Below are 23,638 nucleotides of genomic sequence, written 5' to 3' on the forward strand. Positions count from 1 at the left end.
GGGGCAGGGGCAACGCCGAAGCCCGGCGGCAAGCCGACCGCTTCCCCCTCCGATTCGCCGAAGACCACGCCCAGTTCCACGGTGAAGGAGCCGGTCCCGGTGTCGACGACGTGCACCGGCTGGGCCCACTCGAACCGCAGTGACGGCTACGGCTACGTGTCCCAGAACACCCACCTCTACACCGGGCCGTACGCCGTGTGCTCCTATGTGACCGTGGTCAAGTCCGGCGTGAAGGTGTACTACCACTGCTACGTCACCAATGCCCAGGGCAACAAGTGGATCTACGCCCGTATCCAGGGCACGACCACCGAAGGCTGGCTCTTCAGCGACAAGTCCACTCTGAAGAGCGGCAAGCTGGTGCGCTGCTGAGCGGGGGCGTGGGTCTTGGCGGCCCGCGCTCTGGCTGTGGGCCCGGCAGGACTGGTTGGAAGCGGACGTGGAAGCGGACAAGGATCCGTCCCTCCACCACGCCCCAAGCCCCGCCGGTCCCGTCAATCGGTCACTTCACCTCCACGGTGACCTTCCAGGGTGTGACGACAAGAGGGCAGACGTGACCCGCGCCGGGGCGGCAGTGCCGCTGAGCGCTGAGGATGGCGACTCCGTCCCCCACGGCATGGAATCGCGCGGAGGCGGCGCCCATCGGGGTCGTGCTGCCCGTGGTCCGATGCAGTACGGGCGAGTCGCTGGCCGGGATGCTCCAGCTGTAGCTGAGCCCGTTTTCGCGGTAGCCGGGGAGAGTGACTTCGATGTCGTCACCCACATGCGCGGGCACGGTCCTGCCGTTGTCCGCATTCGTGAGAACAACGCGCCCGGCCATCTGACGCGGTGTCTGGCCGTGAGCGACCGCCGGTGCTCCCGCAGATGCCATGACGGCAAGCAGGGCAAGCCCCGCGCCCCATGGAGCGGCAGACCATTTCGTTCCCACCATGTTTCCTCCCTTGGTCGCGTCGGGCCGGATGCCCCTCCCGACGGCAACAGCAGACCTGATCCTTCCGGTCGCCTCGCCTTGAACGTGCGGGGTCGGTCCATAAGCCACCCGATCGGGGGTGGCGGCTCCCGACTCGCCGGACGCGGCCCCGCTGCTCTTCGCGACGGGGGCCAGGACGTCATCCCCGGCGTGACCAACGGTGAATGTCTGGCCCGGCTGGCACCGCACAGCACCGGCCAGGGGCCCTCGGAGACCGACCAAACGGGCGCGTCCTGTCCACGGCGTTCACCGTGGACAGGACGCGCCCGTCGCATTCAGGGCCGTTGGCCCAACCGCACTGCCGGTCTGCGCTCTCTTCGGCCGCGCACCGCCGGAGCGGCGGGGCCGTCCTACGGCTGTGAGACCTGGCTTGTGCGGGCTCCGCGCTTACCGCTGGGGCGAGGCGCTGGAAGAGGGGGTCGGCATGTGACAGGTGCCGCCCTGGACCATCTTGAGGTGTCCGGCGACCACCGGCCTCGCCGCCTTGGCCGCCGCGCGGATCTGCGTGTCCTTGCCCGTGGAGACTTCCTTGTCGATCAGGGCGAGGGCCTGCTGGTGGCTGGTGGCCTGGTCCTTGAGCCACGCGGTGTCGTAGCCGGTCGTGCCGTTCTTCGACCTCAGCGCGCTCAACTGCTTCTGCTGGGCCGCTGTGGATTCGTTGGGCAGCGACAGACCCTTGGTCTTGGCAAGAGCCGCGCCCTTGTTGTCGAGCATGGTGTGGTCGCGCACGAGGATTGCGGCGACCTGTTTCACGCAGGCACTCTTCGCGTGTGTACGGGCGTCCTTGCCCGCGGCTATCTCCGCGAGGTTGGCCTGGTGGATCGTTTGCAGGAAGACCGTGTCCGGGGCCGCGGCCGGGGACGGGCTGGGCGCACCGAACGCGGTCGTGGCGCCGGCCAGAACCAGCGTTGCGGATGCGGCAGCTGCTGAGTACATGTGGGCGAGTCGCATGGAACCTCCACGTATCCGTGGACTGGGGGAGGACCCGACGAGTGCTGAACGGCTCGGAGTCTGTCCGGGCCTGGGCACCTCCCCGGTCAGGCTAAGCCGATCGTCACTCAGGCGCGCGTTTACGTCACCGTGCGTGACGGGGTGGGACGGCTTTTCCGTGCGGTCGGCGTGATACCCAGGTGCGCCGCCGGGGCAGCGAGCGTGCCTCCCGGGCTGCCCGTTCAGCCCTTGGCCGGTGATGTGCATGGTCGGTACAAGAAGTAAGGGGTTGCAACGAGGAGGTGGCGTGTCCGTTCCCTCAAGGGGTGAGCGGTGGGCCGTACGCCCGAGGAAAGGTCCGGTGCGCGAGGGTCAGGAAATCCGTTCCGCGCGCGCGGAGCAAGGGGGAAGGCGGTGCCGTCTTCTTGGCGAACGAAAAACGGATACCTGGGATGGAAAAAATGACAGCCCCGCACAGTCTCGATCTAGACATTTAGGGGAGCATTCCGGCCCCCGCAGCCGTGAATGATTGCCATGTGCAGCTGTCTCGCGTGATATTCGTCAGGCAAGCCCAGCAAGAGAGAGACGAGACCACGAAAGACTCGCGTTGAGGTGGACGGAAATGTTTTTAGTATGCCCTCCTTTCTGCGACCCTGATGTGGCCTCCCCGTTCGACATCGAATGAAGGAGAACTTGTGATCTCAAAGACGGAGAGGGTTGCGCGCTCCGTGCTCGTGGCGATGGCCGCCACCACGGCCGTGACGGTGGCCATGCCGACGGGCAACGCGTTCGCCATCGACCACGTCGAGTGCCGTGGCGGGGAGAACTTCCTCAAGATCTGGTCGCACCTGGACGGCAAGAGCAGCGTGGACTGCTACGCCAACAAGGGGCGGAAGTCCTTCGGCAGCTGGTGGGTCGACCGCATCTCGACGGGCAACAACGATCTCATCTACTACGACGTGAACGGCGACTCGGTCCGTATCAACCGGTGGACGGACATTACTTTCCCGAACCGTCCCCCGCGCGTCAAGGACATCGAAATCCTGTAACGGTCGAGCGGGCAGGTGGTGTTCTGGGAGACCGCGTCGACTCACGTTCTGCGGGCCCGTCATCTTCCTGTCCTGAGTGAATTTCCCATCGGATGAATTCACTCCTGGCCGGATCATCGTTGTAGGCCACGTGATTTCACGTGGCCTACACTTTCCGGTATTTTCGCGTCCGTTCTTTACCCGAGCGCGAGCATCGCCTCCGTTACGTCGCCGACCGCCCCTTCGGGGATCGCCGTGGCGGCCTCTTTGAGGACGAGTAGCCGTGCCCCGGGAATTTCGCGCGCGATCGCCTCGCCGTTGCCGACGGGGAAGAACCGATTGCGGTGGCCGTGGACGACAAGCGTGGGGGTCTCGATCTCGCGCAGACGCTCGCGCCAGCGGGGTGTGCAGTCGAGCCTGGAAAACGCCATGCCCATCTGGTTGGCCATCTGGAGCGGGGGTGCGGTGCCGGGCGTGCGGTCCCAGATGCGCGCGGCGGTTGCGCGCGCGGCCACGGGGTCGTCGCCGAGGATCTCCGCACCGGTGGCGACGAACTGCGCGACCGCCTCGCGGTCGGCCCAATCGGGCATCGGACGTGTGAACAGTCGGCCCATCGCCTCCTCGTCATGGCCGGGGAGGTCATTATCGGGCGGGCCGGGGGCGACCGCGCGGGTGCCGACCAGGGTGAGTGCCGAGAACGCCCCCGGATGGTCGAGCACCGCCACCTGGGCGACCATCCCGCCGACACCGGTCCCCGCGAGGTGCGCGGGTCGGCCGCCGAGCGCGTCGACCAAAGCCGCCGCGTCGGCGGCGAGGTCGCGCAAGGTGTAGGTGGGTGCTTGCGGATCCGCCGTCGTCGACTCCCCGCTGTCGCGCAGGTCGTAGCGCACTACCCGGCGCCCGCCGGCGGCGAGGCGCTCGCACAGCGCGTCGGGCCAGGAGAGCATCGTCGTCCCGCCCGCGAGCAGGACGAGTGGCGCGTCCTCGTCACCGAACGACTCGATGCCCAAGGTGATCTCATTGACGTGGAGAGTGCTCATCGGGTCACCGGAAGACGCTGTAGACCGGCCGGGACGATGGTGGGGCCGCCGCAGATGAGCCCGTCGACGCCGTCGAAGAGATGACGGCGAGCGGCGACGAAGCCCCGCCGAGCGGTCCCTTCGGGCATCCCCTGACGGCCTTCGGGGTCGCCGGAAGACGACCGCGTGCGCAGGGCCTCGGCACCGGTGTCCGGGCCGTTGTCCGAACCGGTGTCCGGGCTGGGACCGGGTCTGGTGACGTAGCCGTAGAGAGGCACTGAGGTGTCAGCCTGGAGATGGCCGGTGATTCGAGTCATGTCAGGGCAGACCTGATCCGCCGCCCGAACTCATCGCTCACTCGCTCGTGCGCGTGGGTCGTGCCGATCGGCCAAGCCCGCCAGCCCAACAAGCCCGCAAGCCCGCGCCGGCCGAAGCGGCCTGGGGAGGGAGACTCCTTGTCGGACGCCACGAGCCGGGCGGGCAACGCTCTTTCCGGACCTGGAGGGCGGTACCGACTCCGGGCACGGGTCACGGGGACCAGACGCGCTCTCCCGAACGGCGGCAGGCGATGGACCCCAGTCCGCCGCCGGAGGCCTATGGGGTCCATCGTCCAGCAGGTTTGGGTCAGGCCCAGGGGGAGGTCACGGTCCAACTCGTGTCGTCGGACCAGGAGGTAGCGCTGTCCCAGGCGTTCGGGCCGCCGTCGCCGGCGATGTAGGTGGCGTAGTTGTAGTGGCGGACGAAGTCGCTGGGGTAGTTGGCGGACCGGAGCGAGATGCCCTGGCCGTGGTGGCCGGCCTGCGGACAGAAGGTGGCGTCCTGTCGGGACAGGCCGTCGCCGATGCTGTCGACGCGCAGCCGGTAGTCGTAGTGGCGCAGGTACTGTCCCGGCTTGTCGGCGGACTCGAAGGAGACGCAGGAGGCGTCGCCCAGGCCCGCGCGCACGATCCAGGTGGCGGCGGCCTTGTCGGCGGCCGGGCTGGAAGCGGACGTTGCCGCGATCACGGCGTTGTTGTCGGCGGTGTTGTGCCGGAGGTAGTCGTTGGTGCAGCAGGGGGTGGTGGCGCGCAGCGAGACCCGGGAACCCGCGGTGGGCGCGCCGGCCACTGAGGACGCGGTGTACCCGGCCGTGGTGATGTTGGCCTGCACAGCGTTCTCGGTGGCGTCGGTCGGATAGCCGGACGTCATGACGCCCTCGTAGAAGGTGCCGGCGGAACCGTTGCTGTTGTCGCCACCGATGCCGAGGATGATGGCCCCTTCCTTCTTCATCGGGTTGTATCCGGCGACGTTGGGGCGGGGGCCGTTGTACGCGGTGGACAGGCCGCCGGACTGGGCGTTTCCGGACCGGATCGCCCAGTGGTTCGGCTCGCCCTTGACGAGGGCGGTCAGGAAGCGGTGGCTGACGCTGGGGTTGTTGGCGTTGTAGCCGCGGTTGACTCCGGAGAACAGGCCGTTCTCCAGGTCAGCCATGACCCAGGGGCCGTTGCCCGTCCCGTAGCCCCAGACCTTGCTGTTGCCGAAGTAGATGGTTTCCATCGTGCCGTTGCCGTTGTCCCGGCTGTTGGTCTCGGCGTTTCCGTAGTCGAAGCAGCAACCGCCGTTGTAGTGGCTGCCGTCGAGGATCGCGTACATGCCTTCCGGCCGGTCTCCGGTCGCGATGCCGTTGGTCTGGTTGTTGCGGTACCCGGTGCCAGGGGCGATGAAGACGCCGTACGCCTTGTGGCCGCCCACGGTGACGGGTGCGGCGGAGGCTTCCGCGAGGTTGTCGTACCCGCCCGCCGCGGGGCCCTGGAACCCGCCGGGCGGTGCCTGGGTGAGGTGGTTGCCGCGGCCGGACTGGTCGTAGAGGACGGTGATGAGGCAGCTCGTCCCCGCGCAGAACGCGTCCTGCGCGGCGGCGTCGGCGTAGCCGCCCGCGCCGAGCACGCCGATATCGCGCACGGAACCGTCCGAGGCGCGCTTGATCTGGTACAGACGGCCACTGTAGGAGGAGTACAGGGCGCGGGTCGTGCTGTGTGCGGCGACGCAGGGCGTGCCACCGGCGGCGTACAGGTCACAGGGCAGCGAGCCGGCGGCTGCGGCCCTGCTGCCGGCGGACACCTGACCGCCGAGCAGAGCTGCGGCCATGGCCAGCACGAGCGCCAGTAGAGCCAACGGCCTGGTCGGCCTTGAGCGAACCGATCCCACAGACATGGTTTCTCTCCCGGGGGTGGGTGAGGGCGGCGGCATTCACCGACGCAGGCGAAGGAGTCCAGAGGCCCCGACAGGCATGTACATGACATCCTGCTGTTCGAAATGTCGAACGATGGTCGCGATTACGGACGAGGATTGATAATAGGTAACTCCCCCTGACTGTCAACACTTTGGACGCGGAGCGCCGATTCCCTGGCCCGCAAGGGCCCGCCCTAGCTCGCCGGGAGAGGGGTGCCGCCACCCTGCCGAGCAGCGGTGTTCAGTGCGGTGATGACAGCCCTGGTCGTCGGGTTCGCGGTCTCGGTGCGACGCGTCGCGGCGAAAAGCGTGCGCACGATCGGGCGATCGGCGAGGGGTGCCATACGGATTCCGGGTGTGGCCGGATCGATGGCGGTGCGGGGGATGAGCGCGGTCGCCAGACCGGCCCGGGCGAGGGCCAGCTGGGCGGCGATGTCGGCGCTGACGTAGCGCGTCGTGGGTGTGAAGCCGGCCTGGTGGCAGGCGTGCAGGATGGCCTGTCCGCAGTCCGTGGTGGGCGGCGGCACGGCGAGGTTGTGCGTGGCCAGTTCCCGCAGGGCCACGGGCCGCGTTCCGGCTTGGCCGACGGCGGTGACGACGAGCAGGGGATCGTCGAGCAGCGGGAAGACCTCGATGCCCTGGGGCGTGCTGTCGGGCAGGTCGTGATAGCGCTGCCCGAGCACCACATCGACGGTGCCCAGCGTGAGTTCCCGCAGTTGCGCCTGGTCGGTGAGGAGGCAGCTCACGGTGAGCTGGGGGTGGCGTGCGGCCAGTGCGGTCAGCGCGGGAGCCACGATCGCGCCGACGGTCGACGGCAGTGCGGCCAGCGTGGCGGTGGCGCCGACCGTCCCCTTGACCGCCGCGACCGCGCTCTCGGCCTCCTGTACGGCGGCGAGGATCCGGTCGGCGTGTTCGAGGAGCACCCGGCCCGCCTCCGTCAGGGTCACGGTTCGCCCGTCGGGGCGCAGCAGATCGACTCCCACATCGCGCCGCAGGGCGGACAGTTGCTGGGAAACGGCGCCGGGGGACAGGGCCAGTGCCTGGGCGGCGGCGGCGATGGAGCCCCGGGCGGCGACAGTTCTGAGCATGTGCAGACGGCGGATATCCAGCATGACTCGATAGATTACCTAAAGGGTTTCATTAGAAATCATCCCCTTGACCTGTTGAGTCAAGGTGGGCGACCTTCAGCGCATGGAGATCTTCGAGTGCATCGCCGCGGTTACCCGGCCCATCCACGATTTCGGTGATGAGTTCATGTCCGACGAGGCGACCGCCGCCGTGGGCCTGCGTGCCGGGTTCTCCCCGGGGCGCGGCTTCTACTGCCGCGGCCGGTTCGGGGTGCTGGGCGAAGTACCGGCCCCGGTGGTCCAAGCGGTGCAGGGCTTCCTCGGCCCGGACCTGGTGACGGCCGGCTGGGTGGCGGGACGGGCCGTGATGCCGGCAGAGGAAGCGGCGGCCTGCTACGCCCGGGCCGTCCGTACGTGGGGGCGCTCCCACATCTCCACCGACGCCGACGTGGAGCACTTCAACCGCTTGGCGCAGCAGCTGATCGACGCCGCCGACGCCGACGCACTTCCCCTGTTCGCAGGCTGGCGCGCGCACCCCCTCCCCGGCAACGACCCGGTCGGTGCGGCCATGCAGCGCATTCACGTCCTGCGGGAACACCGGGGCGCCTGCCATCTGGCGGCGGTACGCGCGTGCGGACTGAGCGCCCGAGATGCCATGGTCATCAACCTCGGCGCCGCGCAGGCAACCGGCTACGGCTGGCAGGAGCCACACCCCGCGACCGCGCCCCTGATCCCTCGATGGCAGCGTGCCGAGCAGCTCACCGATGAGCTGCAGGCGCCCCTCTACGCCACCCTGACCGACCGGCAACGTACCGAATTCGCCCTGCTCGTGGGCGCGTTGACCGACACGGCGACGCCGTGAACGGATTACGGGCGCGGCGGGGCCGCCCTTGTGGCACCCGGCGGATGCCCCAGCGCGACCAGCGGTTTGACGGGTGTGCAGACCTCCGGGACGGGCGTGAGCGGGGAGGTCCGTAGCACCCGTGTGCCGCCCAAGTCGGTGCCGAGCGGTTCTCCGGTGCGCGCCGGCAGGAGCTCGACGGCCACCACGCTCAGCGAGGCGTCGTCCGGCAGGCCCAGGGCGGTCAGGCGCTGGCGGATGGTGGTGTGGGGGAAGACGACGATGCTCTGGAAGAAGGGGCGGTCGGCCGCGTCGTGGGGGGCTTCGTCGGCCGCGGTGGCGTACTGCGTCTGCAGCAGGACGTTGCGCCAGTCCTGTCCGTCGGCCTGGATCACCTGGGCGTACAACAGTGCGCCGATCCGCGTCCGGGGCGGGAACGGGCGGACGTCGACGCCGTTGTCGACGGGAACGGCGTGCGGTGCGCCGACGCGGACCTCGACGTCCGTGCGCGTGACCGCGCAGCGCAGTTGTGGTGGCGGGTGCTGTACGCCCGCCACCCGCAGGGGCAGGCCGAAGCGGCCGTGCGCGGTGCTCCAGCGGGTGGCGTCATGGCCGACCCGCAGCTCGTACACGAAGAACCCGAACAGCTCGGGGGAGTCCGCGTCAAGGCCTTCCGGCAGCGGGAGCAGATAGCGGCGGCCCTCGCCCGGCGGACCGCTCCGCGGGTCGTCGGACTCGGTCAGCGGCTGCATCAGGGTCAGTCCGGCACGGTCGTCGGAGCTGCTCGGCGTGCTGACCCGGATGGGTTCACCGAGGTCGAGTGGCGGCTCCGCCGGGTCGGGCAGGGACCCTGCCCCGTCCAGCAGCATCGGGTCGGGGCCCCGGGCGAGGACCCGCGCGAAGTAGCAGTCCTGCGGGTCGGCCGGCGGCCCGTCGAGTTCGAGGTAGAGCATGCGGCGCCGTTCCCCGGTGGAGGTGTACCGGGCGGTGTCACGTACGTACTCACCGGCGGCGAAGCCCGCGGACCGCAGCCGCGGGACCTGCGTCGGAGGTGTCGTGATCGGCAGTGTGAGGTGCCAGACGGGGTCGGGGTCGCACTTCGGGAAGGGGGACGGGAGGCGGAACTTCGGTGTGAGGGTGTACACGAGCTGCGTCGTCCGGGGCGGTGCGCCACCGGTGGGTTTCGGATCGTAGGTGTCGATGAAGAGGAGTTCGGTCCGTGCGCGGTCCGCGTGCGCGGCCGTCTCCCGGCTCACGGCCTCCGGCAGCGTCAGCTCTCCCACGACCGCGCCGTCCCGGCGGACCTCGAAGGCGACGGGGGCCGGCGCGTCCCAGGTCCAGTCCCGGTCGATGACCTGGTGGACGCAGATCAGCCAGTGCCGGGTGAGGTCGTCCTTGGTGGCGAGGGTGATCGCGGAGCGGTCGGGGCCGAGGGTGTGCCGTAGCCCTTCGGCTGCCCCGAGGACCAGTCGGGTGCCATCGCGTGCCGACAGGGTGAGGCCGGACCGGGCCAGCCCCAGTTCGTGTGCGAGGCGGTCCACGAGGTCCGTCGGTGCCTCGTGGCGCAGGCCCGTGGCGCCGAGCTGGGCGTCCTGGGCGGGTCCGGTCGGGGGATCGGGCTGGAGGAAGACGGCCCGGATCGGGCGGCCGTCACCGGGTTCCCGCAGCAGGTCCGTCTCGTCGCGGGACGGCGCCCTGGTAGCGAGGGCGACCGGTGCGGCGCCGATGCGGGAGCGCTGCGCGCCCCAGTAGCCGAGCGCCGGGTCCGGACTTCCGACCGGGGTGAGGACGAGCCGGACGTCCCGGGCCGTGGGCAGGGGCAGCGGGTCCAGGTCGCCGGGCGGGGTCGTGGCGAGGTCGTCCGCGTGGTGCGTGTCCTGGAAGACCGCGCGGAGCGTGAGCGGCTGGGAGGTATCCGCCGGGAACGGCTTCAGCACGGAGTAGAGCGGCACATAGGGGCGAGCGGTCGCGGAGTCGGCGGCCGGGTCGCCGGTGAGGGTGCGGGCCAGGACGTCGATCCGGAGCTGAGCCACATCGGGATCCGGCAGCGCGGCTTCGCGTTCGTCCGACTTGGCCCGGGACGCGTCGTCCAGGAGCTTCTTCATGGCGTCCGGCTCTCCGGTGAACACGGCGTCCGGGTACCCCAGGAGGGGGCGGCGCACCTCCCAGGCCGCCGTGGTGCCGTCGGACGTCAGCCCGACCGGTACGGCGACACGGACCGGGCCCGGCGGGACGAACCGGCGGAACGGCACCACCCCGACCGGTGCCGGAGCGTCCGGGTCGTGGGCGTCGGCGGACGTCGGTCCGCCGCCGGTGAGATCCATGAGGCGTACCCGGAACTGGTAGGTGTGCCCGTACAGCAGCGGTACCTGGTCGGCTCCCACGGAGCGGTAGACGGCGTGGCTCCCCAGACCGGTGGTGTCGCCGGTGAGGGCGAACGCCTGCGGATCGGTGAGCACGAGAGATCCTCCGGTCCACGCCGCGAAGTAGCCGGGCAGCCAGAAGTAACCGTCTGCCTGCGAGTCGTGGCTGACGGGGACGGTCTCCACGGCCAGTTCGCCGTCGAAGGCGCCGAGATCGATACCGTCGAGTTCGAGGTCGCCCTCGACGGCCACGAGCGAGGTCCAGGGCGCCTGCGGGTGCCCGTCCTCGCGTACGTCGACACGGTATCCGGCGACACCGAGCGGGGCCCCCGGCGCGTCGGCGGCGAGGCTGCGGGCGTTCTTGCCGAACTGCCGGTTGAGCCAGACCGTCACCTGTTCGTCGTCCCAGCCCAGTCGCACCCCGGTGTCCTTGACCGGCGGCAGCGCGGTCGGCGGCGGTTCGGGTCCCGGTTCGGTCCGGGCGGAGCTGCGCGCCTGGGCGCCGTGCACCGCACGGGCGAAACCGCCGTCGTAGGCGTCGGCCTCGGCGAAAACCTCGTCGAAGTCGCCGCTCTCACCGACGGGGAAGAGAACCGAGGCGAAGACAGGGCGCTCCGCCGTGTCGGTGAGCGGGGGGACGCGGGCGGCGAACCGGGCCAGCAGACCGGGGTCGGCATCCACCGCGGCGCGGTAGGCGCTCGTGGCGGCGAGGTCGGCGAAGAGGTAGCCGCCCTGAGCGAAGGGGTTGCCGCCGGGCAGTGCGAGGTCCGCCGGGTGGATGAGTCCGAGTTCGCGGGCGAGCCGGGGCTGCCGCAGCACCATCGCCAGGATCTCCTCCCATTCGAGCCGGGAGTCGGGCGGATCGTCCGGCGGATCGTCCGGGAGTGTCTTGAGCGCGCACTCGTACGACTGGTCGGTGACGAAGCAGTCGCCTTCGAAGTCCGCGCGGTGTACCGCGTCCTGGTAGCTGGTGGGCAGGAACTTCATGACGCTGGCGGGAGGGTCCTCCGTCTCCTCCGTGTCGGGCCGGATGACGAAGTTGGTGGCGAGCTTGTCGAACAGCCGGCGTCGGCGCGGCGGCTGGACCGTGGGGAGCGCGTAGCGGATCGCGGACGCCGAAGCGGGGGTCGGCAAAGCGTCGAGGGACGGCACGAGGACGGCTTCGAAGGTGAGGTCGGCGTCGGCGAAGGGGGTTTCCGTGCTGTGGAAGGGTGAGCGCGGGTCGCCCTGCGGCAGGGCGAGGACGGCGAGTTCGAGCGTCGGGGTGGCCGCCTTCGGGCGCCACCGCTGAGGGAAGACCAGGAGGTTCAGGGGCGCGCTGGTGATGGCCATCGAGGCTCCCAGGTCAGGGCACGGGAAGGATGCCGGCCTTGGCGGCGATGCCGAAGGCCTTCCAGTTCAGTGGGACGTCGTAGGTGGTGCGGAAGGACTTCCTCTTCTTCACCGCCCAGGCGACGGTGACCGTGCCGGCCACGAGGATGTCGCCGCGCAGCCTCACCTCGGCGTTCTCCGGATGTGCTGGGTCGAAGCTCACCCGGTTGATGATGAGCCGTCCCTCGGTCGAGAAGCTGAAGCCGAGGAGGCCGGACAGCAGCATGGCGCGCCCCGACAGGCCGAGCACAGCACCGGGCCGGTAGCGGTGCTGTTCGGTGACGCCGATGAAGTACCCGTACTGGACGCCCGCTTCGAGGTCGATGAGGAGGGGGATGAGTGTGCCGCCCACCGAACCGGCCGCGCAGGCCTCCATCTCCACGGCAGCCTTGCCGGACGCGTCGCCGCGGATGCTGAACCGTAGCTGTCCTCCTGCGTAGACGGCAGGGAAAATCAACTGCTGGTAGCTGCCGGTCACTTCGAAGAGGACCGAGCCTCCGGTCTTCGCGGCGAGCAGATCAGCGGTCAGGTCGGCGCCGAGGCTGAGCGCACCGCGCACCTTGCCGACGCCGCAATCCACCCCCTCGCCGTCGGGCCCTTCGAGCCTGAAGTCGGCGCCCGCGTCGAGCCGGAACGCGGTGCCGCTGAGCGATGCGGTGACGTGCAGCGATCCGGGGAGCCCGGGGACGTCCTCCCCCGCGTCGTTCGTGCCCGGCACCAGATTGTTGAGCAGGTCGAGCACGTCCGCGACGTCCTGAAGTGCCCCGCCCGGATGGACCTCGGGAGCAGGGAAGTCGGTGGGGCCGACTGCGGGGGAGTGGAGGTCGTGGATGACGGACAGGACTTCACCGAACGGTTCGACGGTGAAGTTCTGCGCGATGCGGGGAACATCCACCGTCCAGCCGTTCGCGGTGTCGACGACGAACTCCTTGCCCTTGTCGTAGACGGCGTCCGCGCGCCATCCGACGCCTTCCACTAGTCGCCGTTCGAGGTCATTGCCCTTCCGCTTGAAGACGACCTTCTCAGGGTCGAACCGAAGCTGCCCCGAAGCGACGGACAGTGGATACGGCGCATCGAAGGGGATGCTCTCGTCGAGTGAGGGGAAGAGGCCCGTCGTGCGCAACATGCAGTACGCGTCCGCGAGCAACGGATTCGCGGTACTCGAAATCTCGGTTTGCCCGTGCTCGACCTGGGGGCACGGGTACAGGATCCGACCGGTTTCCCCCGCGAACAGCAACACGTAACGAGAACCGCTGGTGAACAAGTCCGCCGCATCCGCCCAACGGAGCGGGTACGCGACGTCCGGCTCAACGTTCCTGCGGATGAGGGGCACCCCGAGGCCCGCGTCCACCGGAGCGACCGACTTGGCCTCGATGCCGGCGTCGGTGCGGACGACGCTCCACTGACCGGCCCCGGGCAGGTTCGGGCTGCCGTGGACGGCCACGGCGAACTCGGGCTTGCCGGTCGTACCGCTGGGGTCCGCTTTGCCCGCATTGTGCGCGTACACCCCAGTGACACGCATGGTGTGGGGCGAGTCGCCGACGCGGACGGTGCAGTCGACGGGGCCGCCGATCGGGCCCGCGATGTCGAAGAGCTGCTGGAGCTGCTCCGGGGTCAGAGCACCGACGCCGAGCTCGGAGACGGGGGTCTTGGGGTCGAACTTGATGCACTGGACAAAGCCCAGCTGACGGCGGGCCGGGACGCGGCCACCGGGGCCCTGGCCCTGCTGAACGCCCTCGATCTCGATGTCGGCGTCGTAGTAGACCGCCTGCATGTCGGGAGTGGCGCCACTCCCGTCCTTGGAGAGGATCACGTGGTGGTCCGTGTCGCGGATCTCCCGGATGTCGAACATGCCGTGCACCACGCCCGGATGGACGACGTGGTCGACGTACGGATTGCGGAACAGGCCGGGCGTGGTCGCCAGCCAGCCACTGTCCCAGCGCACGACCGTTCCGCTGCCGTGGCGTTCCAGGGTGATGATCCGTACGACGACGGCGTCACAGGGTTCGAGAATGCTGGTCAGCTGAATCCGCTCGTAGGCCGTGCGCCCGTGGAAGGCGTCGAACGCGACCTGACTGATGTACACAACGTCTTCGGGGCGTTCATTCACCCACCGGCTGAAGAGCGTCGCGCCATATCCTCCGAAGTCGATCCGGGACAGGGGTACCTGTTGCTGGAAGAGGCCATTGAAGGTGTCCCGGAACAGCTCCGTTCCAAGGACGGAGGACGTGGGCCCCGGGTAGGTGATCGTCTGCACCGTGCGGCCGTCCAGTTGCGGCGGCCTCGGCGGGGCTCCCTCTTCCCTGGACGCGGGCAAGGACCCCGCCCGCAGGCTGAGTTGACGCTCACCACCGAGCCCGTCGAACTGGGCCTGGAACAGCAGCAGGCTGGGCTTGATCTCGTACCTGTGGTCGCAGGGGTTGAGTTCCACCACCGCCTTCAAACCGAACGGCAGTGTGAACAGCACACCGGCGCCGCGGCCTTCCTGGTTGCTGTTGCCGTTGCTGCCGGTGTCTCCCTCTGCGTACGCCCGTACGATCTCGGAGGCCACCTCCACCGGTGCCACCGGCACCAACGTCACCGAGTTCGAGGCGATCAGCGTCGGTCCGCCGTCGGTGTCGCAGGTGAGCATCCGGTCGGTGTCGCCCGTCAGATGGTTCGGGAGGTTGTGCACCGGCTCCCACTGGAACTGCGGCAGAAGCAGGACGCAAGTCTTCGCCGCTGTCGTGTGCAGCGCGAGTGAGTCCAGGCTGACCGGAATGAATTCGTCGCCCTCCAGGGCCAGCCCGACACCCAGTTGGTCGGCGGCCGAGGAGACATCGAGGAGGGTGAGGCCCGAGTGGCGCTGCCCGCGGACCCGGTCCTCGTAGTACTTGAGCAAGTCATCCCCGTCCTCGCGCTGCCCCGAGGCGATCGGCAGACTCTGCGGTGACGGGAAAAGCGTCCCGGAAACACCATCCGTCTCGGTGCCCAGGCCCGTGGCCAGCTTCATCGTCAGGGCGGCGTCGGCGGGCGTGGACCACGCGACGCGCGTCCACACCTGCGTGTCGAAACCTCCGCGACGTTCGGGACGTGGGGTGAAGTTCGCCGCGTACGGGTCCGGCAGCATGGGCACCAACTGAAGCAGCCCGAAGCGCAGTTGCAACGCACCAGCACCCAGCCGGCCCGGAACGGTGAAACGGCCGCCGAGCAACAGCTGCTCCGGTGGCCGAACGGTCAGCAGCGCGTTGCGCAGAGCCAGAGCCATGGGCTGGAGCCCGCCGTCCGGGTGTGCATCCTCCGCACCGGCAACGAGGGTGAGGGCCACGCCGTCACCGTCGTGAAGCGTTGCGTACAACCCCTTCCACGTACTGTCGAGGGGCTTGCCGGCGGCCGGCCGAGGCCGGTCCAGGTGCGTACGGGCGGTGACCGCCGTCTGGAACGTATCCGCGCCCGCGAAGTAACTGCCGTAGGACAGCTCGTCCGACGCCGCGAAGGAGACGTCCACGACCGCATCCCTGCCCTGGCTGTCCTGCCAGAGCCGGCATGTCTGATGGCACCGGCGGGCATCGACGCCGCTCGCCGTGAACTTCAGGGACCCGCCGTCCAGGAGGACGTCCACGGCGCCCAGCCGGGCCGGTCCGCCCTCCAGCCCCCGCCATACGGCACTCAATCCTTCTCCCAGGCCGAGGTGGAGGGCACCCGCTCCTTTCGCCTCGCCCAGTTCCGAGCCCGGCACGGTCGTCACCGGCAGCCTCCAGTCGGCCCGCCGGATGTCCGCCGCACCGGACGGGGTGAAGAGCTCGGCACGGGTGTCCGTGACCGGGAAGTGTGCGGGAGCCGCCATCAACGGAACGAGGACGCACTGTCCCTCCGCGCTGTATTTCGGCCTGGCGATGGCGGTGGAGGGACGCCGAAGGACCACACGCGTGCCGTACACGGTGAGCGAAGCGGTCAACTCGCCCACGGTGGCGGCGCCTTCCGGATCGAGGACGAAGCCCGCGGTGGCGGGAGGTTCGAAGACGCACCGTGCGGCTTCGGCCCCCGGTCCCGCCTCGGGGCCAGGGACGGTGGTGGGATCGGGCTCCAGGCCCAGGCCGATCCGGGAACCGCGATCCAGGACCAGTTCACCCGGCTCGTAGTGCGCCGGACCCCGGACGGCAAAGGTCCCGGACGTGATCCGTAGCCCCGCCCATGCGTCGGCGGGTGCTGCCGGGTCCAGGCGACCGGCGGAGATCCACACCGTGCCCGCCGGGATGTCGGCCGTCAGCGGGTCCCGTTCGTCCGGGCGCGGCTCCCAGGGCAGCGCGAGCAGTACGGGCCCCCCACTTCCGAACCGGACCGTGAACCAGCGCTCGGCCGCATGGAACAGGTCGTACCAGACGCGTCGGCCCTCGGAATCCAGGAACGGGCCGAAGGTACGCTCGGGACGCATCGCGACGGCCCAGTCCGGCGGGGTGCCGCCGTCGCCGGGCGTCCCGCGCCGCCACAGGCGCAGTCCGGGTTGCGCAGCCGTGTTGCCGGCGATGTGGGATTCGACGAGGTATTCCAGTTCCTGGCGCAAGGCCTCGTCCGGCGCCGGCTGCGAGGAGCGGTGCCCGTCCGGTACGGAGTCCGAGGAGCGGTGCCCGTCCGGCACGGCGTTCGGCGCGGCGGTGAGGACTGCGCGGCGGAGGTCCGTGAGTTCTGCGTGGGTGCTTCCGTCACCGGGTCGTAGATCACCGGTGTGGGTGATGAGCAGGGTCAGCAGATCGGAGCGACGCATCGGAACTCCGCGGAGGGAATGAGGCGTGTCGAGGACCGGACGCATGGGTCGGTGACCTTCCGGAGGGCGGTCCGCGCGCTCTGTTTCCATGGTGCGACGCCTTGCCGAGGTTGTCGAACGCGCCTCGTGGACCCGATGGCGGCACCGCCGGACCGCACGTTCCGTTCGATCCGCAACCTCGCGCGGTAATCCGTTTGGCGGGCCACCGCGACCGCTGCTACGTTTCCGGTGGCCGTGCGAGAGAACGAGGAGGTGGTACCCGTGAACGCAGAATCGACATGGGTGCTCCCCTCCGGGGTCACGGTCGGACGCTAGGCAGGTCGTCCGGGAGCGCCGCTCTGAGCACTCCCGAAAGGCACGACCATGCACTTCACTTCTGAACAGAGCCTCGACGACGATGTCATCGAGCGCGCATTCACCCTCGGCGACATCCCCGGAATCCTGTGGACGCCCGCGTCGGCGTCCGTATCCGCGCCGGTGCCGCTGATCCTGCTCGGCCACCCGGGCGGTCTGCACAAGCTGTACCCCCGGCTGGCGGGACGGGCCCGGCACTCCGCTGCGGACGGCTTCGCCACCGCCACCATCGAACTCCCCGGGAGCGGTGAACGGCCCCGCTGGCCGGCCGTCGAGGAGGCGCGCGCCGACATGCGCCGGGCCTTGCAGGCGGGTGAGCCGGTCAGCGACGAGATCATCGAGGCCCTTATCCTCCCGCTCGTGGAAAAGAGCGTCCCGGAATGGCAGGCCGCCCTGGACGCCCTCCTCGCGCTGCCTGAGGTCGACGGTCCGGTCGGGTACTCGGGGGGAGTGATCTCCATCGGGGTACGGCTGGCGGTGGTGGAGCCGCGTATCTCGGCGGCCGTGTTGTTCGCCGGGAGTTTCGTACCCCGTGCCATGTTCGAGGAGGCCCGCCAGGTCACCATTCCGCTACATGTCCTGTTGCAGTGGGACGACGAAGGGAACGACCGGCAGGCGGCCCTGGACCTGTTCGACGCCTTCGGCACGCGGGAGAAAACCCTGCACGCCAATCTCGGCGGCCACACTGGCGTCCCACAGTTCGCGGGGGAGGCCGCGGCCCAGTTCTTCACCCGGCACCTGAAGTGAGACCGGGCCACTCCGCAACCCTCTGAGGGTAGGCCGTGCTGACCCGGATGCCGTTCGTCGCGGGAACACCCCCGGCGATCCTGTTGTGCGGTTGGTGCCGTTGGCCCCTGCCGACTCGGCAGGGGAAGTGTTCCCGCGACCGCGACCGCGACCGCGACCGCGACGGTGACCGAGGTCGAGGTGCGGGGGCGTGGGTTGCTCGTGACGCATCAGACGCCGTAACGCGGGCAACGTCATGGCGCATGCGCGTGCCCTGAACTTCGCTGCAGAAACTCATAGTTCGTATGCATGTAGGGGCGATGTAAGGGCATCCGATGGCCAGGAGGTTGATAACAATGGTTCCGCTGCTTCTCGTTCTTCTGCTGGCTTTGATCCTCTTCGGTGCGGGCTTCGCACTGAAGGCACTGTGGTGGATCGCGGTGATCGTGCTGGCCGTGTGGCTCCTGGGCTTCGTTGCCCGGTCCGCGGACAGTGGCGGTCGTCGGGGCCGCTGGTACCGCTGGTAGGCGGGTACTCCTCGGTGTGAGGATCACCGCTGGTGACGCAGGTTGACGTGGGGCCCGGCCGGGAACGGCCGGGCCCCACGTCGTGCCCGCGGACACCTATCGCGTGAAGTGCGGGACGGCCCGGGCGTATCGGGAGCAAGCCGGGTACGGGTACGGCGCACCGGAATCCGTACGCACCGTGGGTAGTCGTGAGGCTCTCACGGGTGGAAGGCGTTGAGTGCCCCGTCAACCTGGTGCTGGGGGAGGCTGAGGTGTCGGAAGTCGCAGACCTTGAGCACGCCCTGTTTGGAGTCCGTCGGCCGCGCGGTGAGGGGTTTTGCCGCTGTCCCCGCTCCTGAAGCAAGTCGGCCGCCGCCATGAGATACCCACAGATCAAGAACGCCACGCTGTCCACGTCCCGCGGAGCTCAACGCGCCCTGGTCGTGCCATAAACGCGCCGAACACGCGTGCAACTCCGCCCGGAAGTATGACACTTCCTCCAGCGCATCCCATCGGACGCCCTGATACCCCAGACTCAGCCTCGCGGTGAACGCCATTACCGGGAGGTTGACGTGTCCGAAAGCGACGATGTCCGCGTCTATGACGTCCATGACCTTCCTGGCCTGGACTTCGATCCTTTCCTGTGGGAATCCCTGACCGACGCGCCGGTGTCCCGGATCCGCCTTCCGCACGGCACAGGAGAGTGCTGGCTCGTCACTCGGCACGAGGACGTTCGGTTTGTCACTTCTGACCGACGATTCAGCCGGGACATCCTGGGTCGCTCCGTTCCCAAGATGACCAAACACTTCATCCCCCTGGACCGTGCCGTCAGCTTCGTCGACCCGCCCGACCACGCCCGGGTCCGCTCCGTGGTCGCCCCCTACTTCACCCAGCGCGGCATCGACCGGCACCGGATCCGCGCGCATCAGCTCATGGAAGAACGCTGTCGTGAGCTGGAAGCCGTCGGCGCACCCGCCGACCTCGTGCGCCACGTCATCTCACCCTTCGCCCTGGGCATGATCAGCGAGGTGATGGGCATTCCAGCCGGGGACCAGCCCCAGATCCGGGCATGGGCGCAGACCATCCTGACACGGGCCTCGGATGACGCTCAGGCGCTCCGGGCCGAAGAAGCCAAGCAGGCGGCCCGCGCCTACTTCAGCTCGCTGGCGGCCCAGCGCCGCGCCGAGCCGCGCGAGGACGTCATGAGCGCGCTGGTGGCCGCGGTGGACGCGGGGCGGATCGACGAGGAAGAGCTCCTGGCCCTGGCCACGCTCATGGGCCTCAACGGCTGGCACGCCGTGTGCAACAACGTGACCAACATGATGTTCGTCCTGCTCACGCAGCCGCAGCTCAGAGACTGGCTACACCGACATCCCGGCCAGATCCTTCCGGCCGTGGACGAACTCCTGCGCTGGATCCCCCACAAGCACGGCGTCGGACAGCCCCGGGTCGCCACGGAGGACGTAGAAGTGGGTGGCGTACTGATTCGCGAGGGAGAGTTCGTCTACGTCTCCTATGTGGCTGCCAACTGGGACGAACGCGTGTACCCCGATCCCGGCCGAATCGACTTCGAGCGCAAGGGACTGCCGCACGTGGCGTTCGGCTTCGGTCCCCATGCCTGCGTCGGCCCCCTCCTGGCACGGATGGAGGCGGAGATCCTGGTCAACACCCTGACCGGCAGGTTCCCCACCATGCGTCTCGCTGTTCCCTCCGAAAACGTCGCGTGGCAGACCGATGTCCTCATCCGGGGCCCCGTCGACCTCCCTGTCACATGGTCCCCCAGCCGGTAGGGGCCTGCATCGCACCTCGTAACTGCTCCCGGCAGCTGGTGAGTAGGAACGATGGGTTGGTGTTCGAGCGATACCGGTTGACGTCACCGGCAGGTTGCTCCGGCAGATCGCCAACTTGTTGTCGCGGTCGGCAAGATCAAGTAAGGTCACCCGACGTGAACACCGGACCGGCACTACGCCACACACGGATTGGCCACCCGGTGGTGGGCTGATCGCACAGCGGGTGCACAGAAGGCACCCCCTCAGTTCGGCACGCGGACCTCCCGACGCTCGTGCATTACGCGTCCGTTCTCCGTGCCGAACCACAAAGAGGTCAGCTGAATGACAGTCACGTTCAATCACACCATCATCGCCGCCAAGGACCGCAACGAGTCGGCCCGGTTCTTTCGCGAGCTGCTGGAACTCCCCGAAGCGCCGTCCTGGGGTCCGTTCACCAACATCCAGCTCTCCGACGGGGTGCTGCTGCAGTTCGCCGAGCCGCCGGTGGAGATCCAGATGCAGCATTACGCGTTCCTGATCGACGACGAGCTGTTCGACCGGGCGTACCGGCGGCTGGTAGATCGCGGTGTCGAGCACTGGGCCGATCCGCAGATGCGACGCCCCAACGAGATCAACAACGAGCACGGCGGTCGCGGGGTGTACTTCAAAGACCCCGCCGGCCACGCGATCGAGCTGATCACCCGCCCGTACCTGTAACCGGGGCGGCGCCTGGTCGCGAGTCCGACAGGCGCCGGCCCGACAGGGGCCAGGACGGTCCACGCAACTGCCCTGCCACGGGAAGCGGCGGGACCCCTGCCGCCTCCCGTGGCGGGTCCCGCTGCCGTACGGACAAGACACCACCCCTCCGCCCCACCCTTGCCTCACCTATCGAATTTCGATAGATTCGCATCGTGATTCGATGGAAGGGTGGGCCATGGGGAAGCTGACCGTACGTGCGCTACGCGCCGTGCTCGGGGTGGTGTTCGCGGGCACCGCCTTCGTGCAGGTACTGATGGTGTGGACATTGGTGAGCGGGAGCGACCCGGAGGACGGGTCGCTCCCGCTGACCGCGCTGCGTGTGGCCACGATCCTGGGCATGGTGTCGGTCCAGGTCGCGCTGGTCTGCGTCTGGCGACTGGTGACGATGGTGCGGCGCGGAACCGTGTTCTCGCACGCCGCCTTCCGGTACGTGGACGGTGTGATCGGGGCGATCGTGGCGGCTGCCCTGGTGTGGTTCGCGGTCACGGTCATCAACGCACCGGGCCAGCGGGACGACCCCGGCGTCACCCTCATCATGGGCGGGGTCGGTGTGGCCATCCTGGGAGTCGCGCTCATCGTGCTCGTGCTGCGGATGCTGCTCGCCCAAGCCGTCGCCCGCGACGTCGAAGCGGCGCAGATGCAGGCCGAGTTGAACGAGGTGATCTGATGCCGATCGCCGTCGACATCGACGTGATGCTGGCCAGGCGCAAGATGTCGGTGGGTGAGCTCGCGGACCGGATAGGGATCACGCCCGCCAACCTCGCGGTACTCAAGAACGGCCGCGCCAAGGCGGTACGTTTCACGACGCTCGCCGCGCTCTGCGAGGTGCTCCAATGCCAGCCGGGGGATCTGCTGCGCTGGGAGGATGAGGGGTCTGAGGAGTCCGAGGAGACCGAAAAGGTTGGCGAGGCCGCAGGTTAAAGACGTGCCTGTTCAGGATTTCTCGCCTCCGGTAGGTGCTGGCATCAGCCAGTGTCGAGGCCGTCGATCAGGCGACCCAGGAACCGGGTGAAGGTGGCCTCGGGGGTGAGGGCGCGTCCAGGGGCGGAGAGGGCTTCGGCGAGTTCGGGGTGGTGGCCGTCGGCCGCGACAGCCGCGAGGTAGCGGGCCGTGGCCGCCGCCCGTTCCGGTGATGATGAGACCGCGGCCTGCGCGATCTCGTGGGCGACGTGTCCGGCCACGAAGGCGGTGAGCTGGGCGAAGATCTCCAGCTTCGCCGCACCGTCCAGCGCGGTGGGACGCAGCACGGCGAGGGCGTGTTCGAGGAATGCCAGCGTGTTGGGTCCCGGAACGCGAGGGGTGGACAAGGCGCCGGGCAACCAGGGGTGGCGCAGCATGTGGGCGCGCTGCAAGTGGGCCACGGCTTTGAGGTCCGCACGCCAGTCACCGGTGGGAGGAGCCGTGACAGTGAGTTCGGCGCTCACATGGTCAACCATCAGTTCCAGCAGCGTCTCCTTGTCGGGGGCGTAGCTGTAGAGCGACATCACACCGGCTCCGACCTCGCCGGCGACTCGCCGCATGGTGACCGCGTCGAGCCCTTCCGCGTCCGCCAGGGCGACGGCTGCCGCGGTGATCGCCTCTCGCGTGAAGGAGGGCCGACGGCCGCGGCGTGGCTCTGCGGCGCGCAGCCAGAGCTCTTCGGGGTCGATGCCCGGGGCGCCGGGCCTGCCGTCCTGGGGCACGTCTCGCCTTCCTTCTGCTGGTGATCGCGGTGGCTCTTGCCCAGCTCATCCAAGCATCCTCTATTCTCGTACATCGTACGGAAATGAGGAGGGGAACGATGCCATCACGCATGCCCGACGCTGGGGCCGGCCCGGTCTTGGCGCCGCCCGCGGGGAAGCCGCCGCTGTCCTCGCGGATGATGAGAGCGACGTGGCGAGGCCTGCCGGCCAAGCGGTACGAAGTCGGTTGGGAGCCGGGTCTGGTGGTGCCGGCCGCCGACGGCAGCCCGTTGATCACCGACCACTACTTCCCGCGTGAGCAGGGCGACTTCGCCACTCTCCTGATCCGCTCGCCCTATGGCCGCGGCCTGCCGTGGTCCGCCCAGTACGGCCTGCTCTTCGCCGAGCAGGGCTTCCACGTGGTCCTGCAGAGCTGCCGCGGCACCGGCGGGTCCGGTGGCGCATTCGACCTGTGGCGCAACGAGGCAGCCGACGGTCAGGCCACCATGTCCTGGCTACGTACACAACCCTGGTTCAACGGGACACTGGGAACCGTGGGCCCCAGCTACCTCGGCTACGTGCAATGGGCACTGGCTCTGGATCCGCCGCCGGAACTGAAGGCCATGGTGGTGCAAGTAGGGCTGCACGACCCCCACACCCTGTTCTACGCGGACGGCGCGCTGCGCCTGGAGAACGCCCTCGCCGTCGGCGCGGGCATGACCTATCAGCACCAGGGCATCGCACCCTTCCTGCGGGCGACACTGCGCCTCCAGCGCCGTCTGCGCGCCGTCACCACCGCGCAGCCCCTGCGTGGTGCGTACGTGTCCGCCCTCGGGGGTGAAGTGCCGTGGCTGGACGCCGTGATGGCGCACCCCGACGCCAAGGACGCCTACTGGACCGGGGCGTCCATGGCGGAGTCGGCGGCGCGGCTCCGCGTGCCCATAGCACTGGTCACCGGATGGCACGACGCCCTGGTCGACCAGACCTTCCAGCAGTACGAGCGACTGCGTCAGGCCGGATGCGAGACGGCCCTGCTCGTCGGCCCGTGGACCCACACCTCCGCCCTGCAGCAGGGATGGCCCGAGGTGTTCGCCGAGAGCCTGGCGTGGTTGCGCGCCCACCTGTACGCCGAAGCCTCCGGCTTGCGCCCGACCCCGGTGCGGGTGCACGTCGGCGGCGAAGACACCTGGCAGGACCTCGGCGACTGGCCGCCAGCCGCGGCTGCCACCCCGTGGTACCCCATCCCCGGCGGCCATCTCACTCAACAGGGACCCGCGGACTCGGCACCCCTGACGACGTTCCGCTACGACCCGGCGGACCCC

The 23,638-nt window shown here is 69.2% G+C and carries 20 protein-coding genes; 10 read left to right on the top strand and 10 right to left on the bottom strand.

Translation table 11 applies throughout. The features are described from left to right. Positions 1–99: 99 nt before the first annotated feature. Positions 100–369 (top strand): hypothetical protein, encoded by a 270-nt coding sequence (locus ACJA3G_RS06695; RefSeq protein ID WP_406551938.1) that lies wholly within the window; start codon positions 100–102, stop codon positions 367–369. A 130-nt stretch (positions 370–499) separates the two neighbouring features. On the opposite strand, the gene ACJA3G_RS06700 is transcribed toward ACJA3G_RS06695, so the two are convergent. Further along, positions 500–772, bottom strand: a complete 273-nt coding sequence (locus ACJA3G_RS06700) for a hypothetical protein (RefSeq protein ID WP_406551939.1) — start codon at positions 770–772, stop codon at positions 500–502. Positions 773–1,354: 582 nt separating this feature from the next. Further along, on the bottom strand, positions 1,355–1,918 hold the full coding sequence (locus tag ACJA3G_RS06705; protein WP_406551940.1) for a DUF4142 domain-containing protein: 564 nt from the start codon (positions 1,916–1,918) through the stop codon (positions 1,355–1,357). Between the two features lie 719 nt (positions 1,919–2,637). On the opposite strand from ACJA3G_RS06705, the gene ACJA3G_RS06710 reads away from it, so the two are divergent. After that, positions 2,638–2,946 carry a beta/gamma crystallin domain-containing protein gene (locus ACJA3G_RS06710; RefSeq protein ID WP_406551956.1) on the top strand — a complete coding sequence of 103 codons (309 nt, stop codon included), beginning with the start codon at positions 2,638–2,640 and terminating at the stop codon, positions 2,944–2,946. Positions 2,947–3,122: 176 nt separating this feature from the next. Here ACJA3G_RS06710 and ACJA3G_RS06715 read toward each other — a convergent pair whose 3' ends face one another. From ACJA3G_RS06715 to ACJA3G_RS06730, 4 genes are all read right to left on the bottom strand, one after another. Then, complete coding sequence (locus tag ACJA3G_RS06715) at positions 3,123–3,965, bottom strand: alpha/beta fold hydrolase (RefSeq protein ID WP_406551941.1); 843 nt, start codon at positions 3,963–3,965, stop codon at positions 3,123–3,125. After that, a complete protein-coding gene (locus tag ACJA3G_RS06720) occupies positions 3,962–4,261 on the bottom strand; it encodes a hypothetical protein (RefSeq protein WP_406551942.1) in 300 nt (99 codons plus the stop codon). Before ACJA3G_RS06720 ends, ACJA3G_RS06715 begins: the two co-directional genes overlap by 4 nt. Positions 4,262–4,568: 307 nt before the next feature. Further along, positions 4,569–6,071, bottom strand: a complete 1,503-nt coding sequence (locus ACJA3G_RS06725; protein WP_406551943.1) for an alpha-L-arabinofuranosidase B — start codon at positions 6,069–6,071, stop codon at positions 4,569–4,571. Between the two features lie 278 nt (positions 6,072–6,349). Continuing rightward, on the bottom strand, positions 6,350–7,267 hold the full coding sequence (locus tag ACJA3G_RS06730; protein ID WP_406551944.1) for a LysR substrate-binding domain-containing protein: 918 nt from the start codon (positions 7,265–7,267) through the stop codon (positions 6,350–6,352). Between the two features lie 79 nt (positions 7,268–7,346). Between ACJA3G_RS06730 and ACJA3G_RS06735 the strand changes: the two genes are divergently transcribed. Continuing rightward, complete coding sequence (locus ACJA3G_RS06735) at positions 7,347–8,084, top strand: SCO6745 family protein (protein ID WP_406551945.1); 738 nt, start codon at positions 7,347–7,349, stop codon at positions 8,082–8,084. 5 nt (positions 8,085–8,089) lie between these two features. Here the strand turns inward: ACJA3G_RS06735 and ACJA3G_RS06740 are convergent, their stop codons facing one another. After that, positions 8,090–11,758: a hypothetical protein gene (locus ACJA3G_RS06740; RefSeq protein ID WP_406551946.1), complete on the bottom strand. Its 3,669-nt coding sequence runs from the start codon at positions 11,756–11,758 to the stop codon at positions 8,090–8,092. Positions 11,759–11,771: 13 nt separating this feature from the next. Further along, positions 11,772–16,541 carry a hypothetical protein gene (locus ACJA3G_RS06745; RefSeq protein WP_406551947.1) on the bottom strand — a complete coding sequence of 1,590 codons (4,770 nt, stop codon included), beginning with the start codon at positions 16,539–16,541 and terminating at the stop codon, positions 11,772–11,774. A gap of 363 nt (positions 16,542–16,904) precedes the next feature. Here ACJA3G_RS06745 and ACJA3G_RS06750 point away from each other — a divergent pair, with 363 nt between their 5' ends. Both ACJA3G_RS06750 and ACJA3G_RS06755 read left to right on the top strand, forming a co-directional pair. Next, positions 16,905–17,642, top strand: a complete 738-nt coding sequence (locus ACJA3G_RS06750; protein WP_406551948.1) for an alpha/beta hydrolase — start codon at positions 16,905–16,907, stop codon at positions 17,640–17,642. Positions 17,643–17,977: 335 nt separating this feature from the next. Continuing rightward, positions 17,978–18,148 (top strand): hydrophobic protein, encoded by a 171-nt coding sequence (locus ACJA3G_RS06755; RefSeq protein WP_406551949.1) that lies wholly within the window; start codon positions 17,978–17,980, stop codon positions 18,146–18,148. A 197-nt stretch (positions 18,149–18,345) separates the two neighbouring features. Here ACJA3G_RS06755 and ACJA3G_RS06760 read toward each other — a convergent pair whose 3' ends face one another. Continuing rightward, a complete protein-coding gene (locus tag ACJA3G_RS06760; RefSeq protein WP_406551950.1) occupies positions 18,346–18,738 on the bottom strand; it encodes a hypothetical protein in 393 nt (130 codons plus the stop codon). 183 nt (positions 18,739–18,921) lie between these two features. Here ACJA3G_RS06760 and ACJA3G_RS06765 point away from each other — a divergent pair, with 183 nt between their 5' ends. From ACJA3G_RS06765 to ACJA3G_RS06780, 4 genes are all read left to right on the top strand, one after another. Continuing rightward, positions 18,922–19,917, top strand: a complete 996-nt coding sequence (locus ACJA3G_RS06765) for a cytochrome P450 (RefSeq protein WP_406551951.1) — start codon at positions 18,922–18,924, stop codon at positions 19,915–19,917. Between the two features lie 321 nt (positions 19,918–20,238). Further along, positions 20,239–20,613 carry a VOC family protein gene (locus ACJA3G_RS06770; protein ID WP_406551952.1) on the top strand — a complete coding sequence of 125 codons (375 nt, stop codon included), beginning with the start codon at positions 20,239–20,241 and terminating at the stop codon, positions 20,611–20,613. A 217-nt stretch (positions 20,614–20,830) separates the two neighbouring features. After that, positions 20,831–21,322 (top strand): DUF2975 domain-containing protein, encoded by a 492-nt coding sequence (locus tag ACJA3G_RS06775; RefSeq protein WP_406551953.1) that lies wholly within the window; start codon positions 20,831–20,833, stop codon positions 21,320–21,322. Beyond that, a complete protein-coding gene (locus ACJA3G_RS06780; protein WP_406551954.1) occupies positions 21,322–21,576 on the top strand; it encodes a helix-turn-helix domain-containing protein in 255 nt (84 codons plus the stop codon). The genes ACJA3G_RS06775 and ACJA3G_RS06780 overlap by 1 nt, the downstream gene beginning before the upstream one ends. Before the next feature lie 44 nt (positions 21,577–21,620). On the opposite strand, the gene ACJA3G_RS06785 is transcribed toward ACJA3G_RS06780, so the two are convergent. Next, positions 21,621–22,337, bottom strand: a complete 717-nt coding sequence (locus ACJA3G_RS06785; protein ID WP_406551955.1) for a TetR/AcrR family transcriptional regulator C-terminal domain-containing protein — start codon at positions 22,335–22,337, stop codon at positions 21,621–21,623. A gap of 179 nt (positions 22,338–22,516) precedes the next feature. Between ACJA3G_RS06785 and ACJA3G_RS06790 the strand changes: the two genes are divergently transcribed. After that, the coding region (locus ACJA3G_RS06790; protein WP_406551957.1) for a CocE/NonD family hydrolase at positions 22,517–23,638 on the top strand (1,122 nt) is incomplete at its 3' end.

It is taken from the genome of Streptomyces sp. YS-3 (genome assembly GCF_045257485.1).
Lineage (GTDB): Bacteria > Actinomycetota > Actinomycetes > Streptomycetales > Streptomycetaceae > Streptomyces.

Excerpts from the sequence above, each read along its gene's own strand:
- ACJA3G_RS06770 (WP_406551952.1), top strand. The coding sequence starts at position 20,239 with ATGACAGTCACGTTCAATCACACCATCATCGCCGCCAAGGACCGCAAC.
- ACJA3G_RS06730 (WP_406551944.1), bottom strand. The coding sequence starts at position 7,267 with ATGCTGGATATCCGCCGTCTGCACATGCTCAGAACTGTCGCCGCCCGG.
- ACJA3G_RS06745 (WP_406551947.1), bottom strand. The coding sequence starts at position 16,541 with ATGCGTCGCTCCGATCTGCTGACCCTGCTCATCACCCACACCGGTGAT.
- ACJA3G_RS06765 (WP_406551951.1), top strand. The coding sequence starts at position 18,922 with ATGACCAAACACTTCATCCCCCTGGACCGTGCCGTCAGCTTCGTCGAC.
- ACJA3G_RS06750 (WP_406551948.1), top strand. The coding sequence starts at position 16,905 with ATGCACTTCACTTCTGAACAGAGCCTCGACGACGATGTCATCGAGCGC.
- ACJA3G_RS06705 (WP_406551940.1), bottom strand. The coding sequence starts at position 1,918 with ATGCGACTCGCCCACATGTACTCAGCAGCTGCCGCATCCGCAACGCTG.
- ACJA3G_RS06715 (WP_406551941.1), bottom strand. The coding sequence starts at position 3,965 with ATGAGCACTCTCCACGTCAATGAGATCACCTTGGGCATCGAGTCGTTC.
- ACJA3G_RS06740 (WP_406551946.1), bottom strand. The coding sequence starts at position 11,758 with ATGGCCATCACCAGCGCGCCCCTGAACCTCCTGGTCTTCCCTCAGCGG.
- ACJA3G_RS06725 (WP_406551943.1), bottom strand. The coding sequence starts at position 6,071 with ATGGCCGCAGCTCTGCTCGGCGGTCAGGTGTCCGCCGGCAGCAGGGCC.
- ACJA3G_RS06710 (WP_406551956.1), top strand. The coding sequence starts at position 2,638 with ATGGCCGCCACCACGGCCGTGACGGTGGCCATGCCGACGGGCAACGCG.
- ACJA3G_RS06735 (WP_406551945.1), top strand. The coding sequence starts at position 7,347 with ATGGAGATCTTCGAGTGCATCGCCGCGGTTACCCGGCCCATCCACGAT.
- ACJA3G_RS06760 (WP_406551950.1), bottom strand. The coding sequence starts at position 18,738 with ATGGACGTCATAGACGCGGACATCGTCGCTTTCGGACACGTCAACCTC.
- ACJA3G_RS06755 (WP_406551949.1), top strand. The coding sequence starts at position 17,978 with ATGGTTCCGCTGCTTCTCGTTCTTCTGCTGGCTTTGATCCTCTTCGGT.
- ACJA3G_RS06720 (WP_406551942.1), bottom strand. The coding sequence starts at position 4,261 with ATGACTCGAATCACCGGCCATCTCCAGGCTGACACCTCAGTGCCTCTC.
- ACJA3G_RS06780 (WP_406551954.1), top strand. The coding sequence starts at position 21,322 with ATGCCGATCGCCGTCGACATCGACGTGATGCTGGCCAGGCGCAAGATG.
- ACJA3G_RS06775 (WP_406551953.1), top strand. The coding sequence starts at position 20,831 with ATGGGGAAGCTGACCGTACGTGCGCTACGCGCCGTGCTCGGGGTGGTG.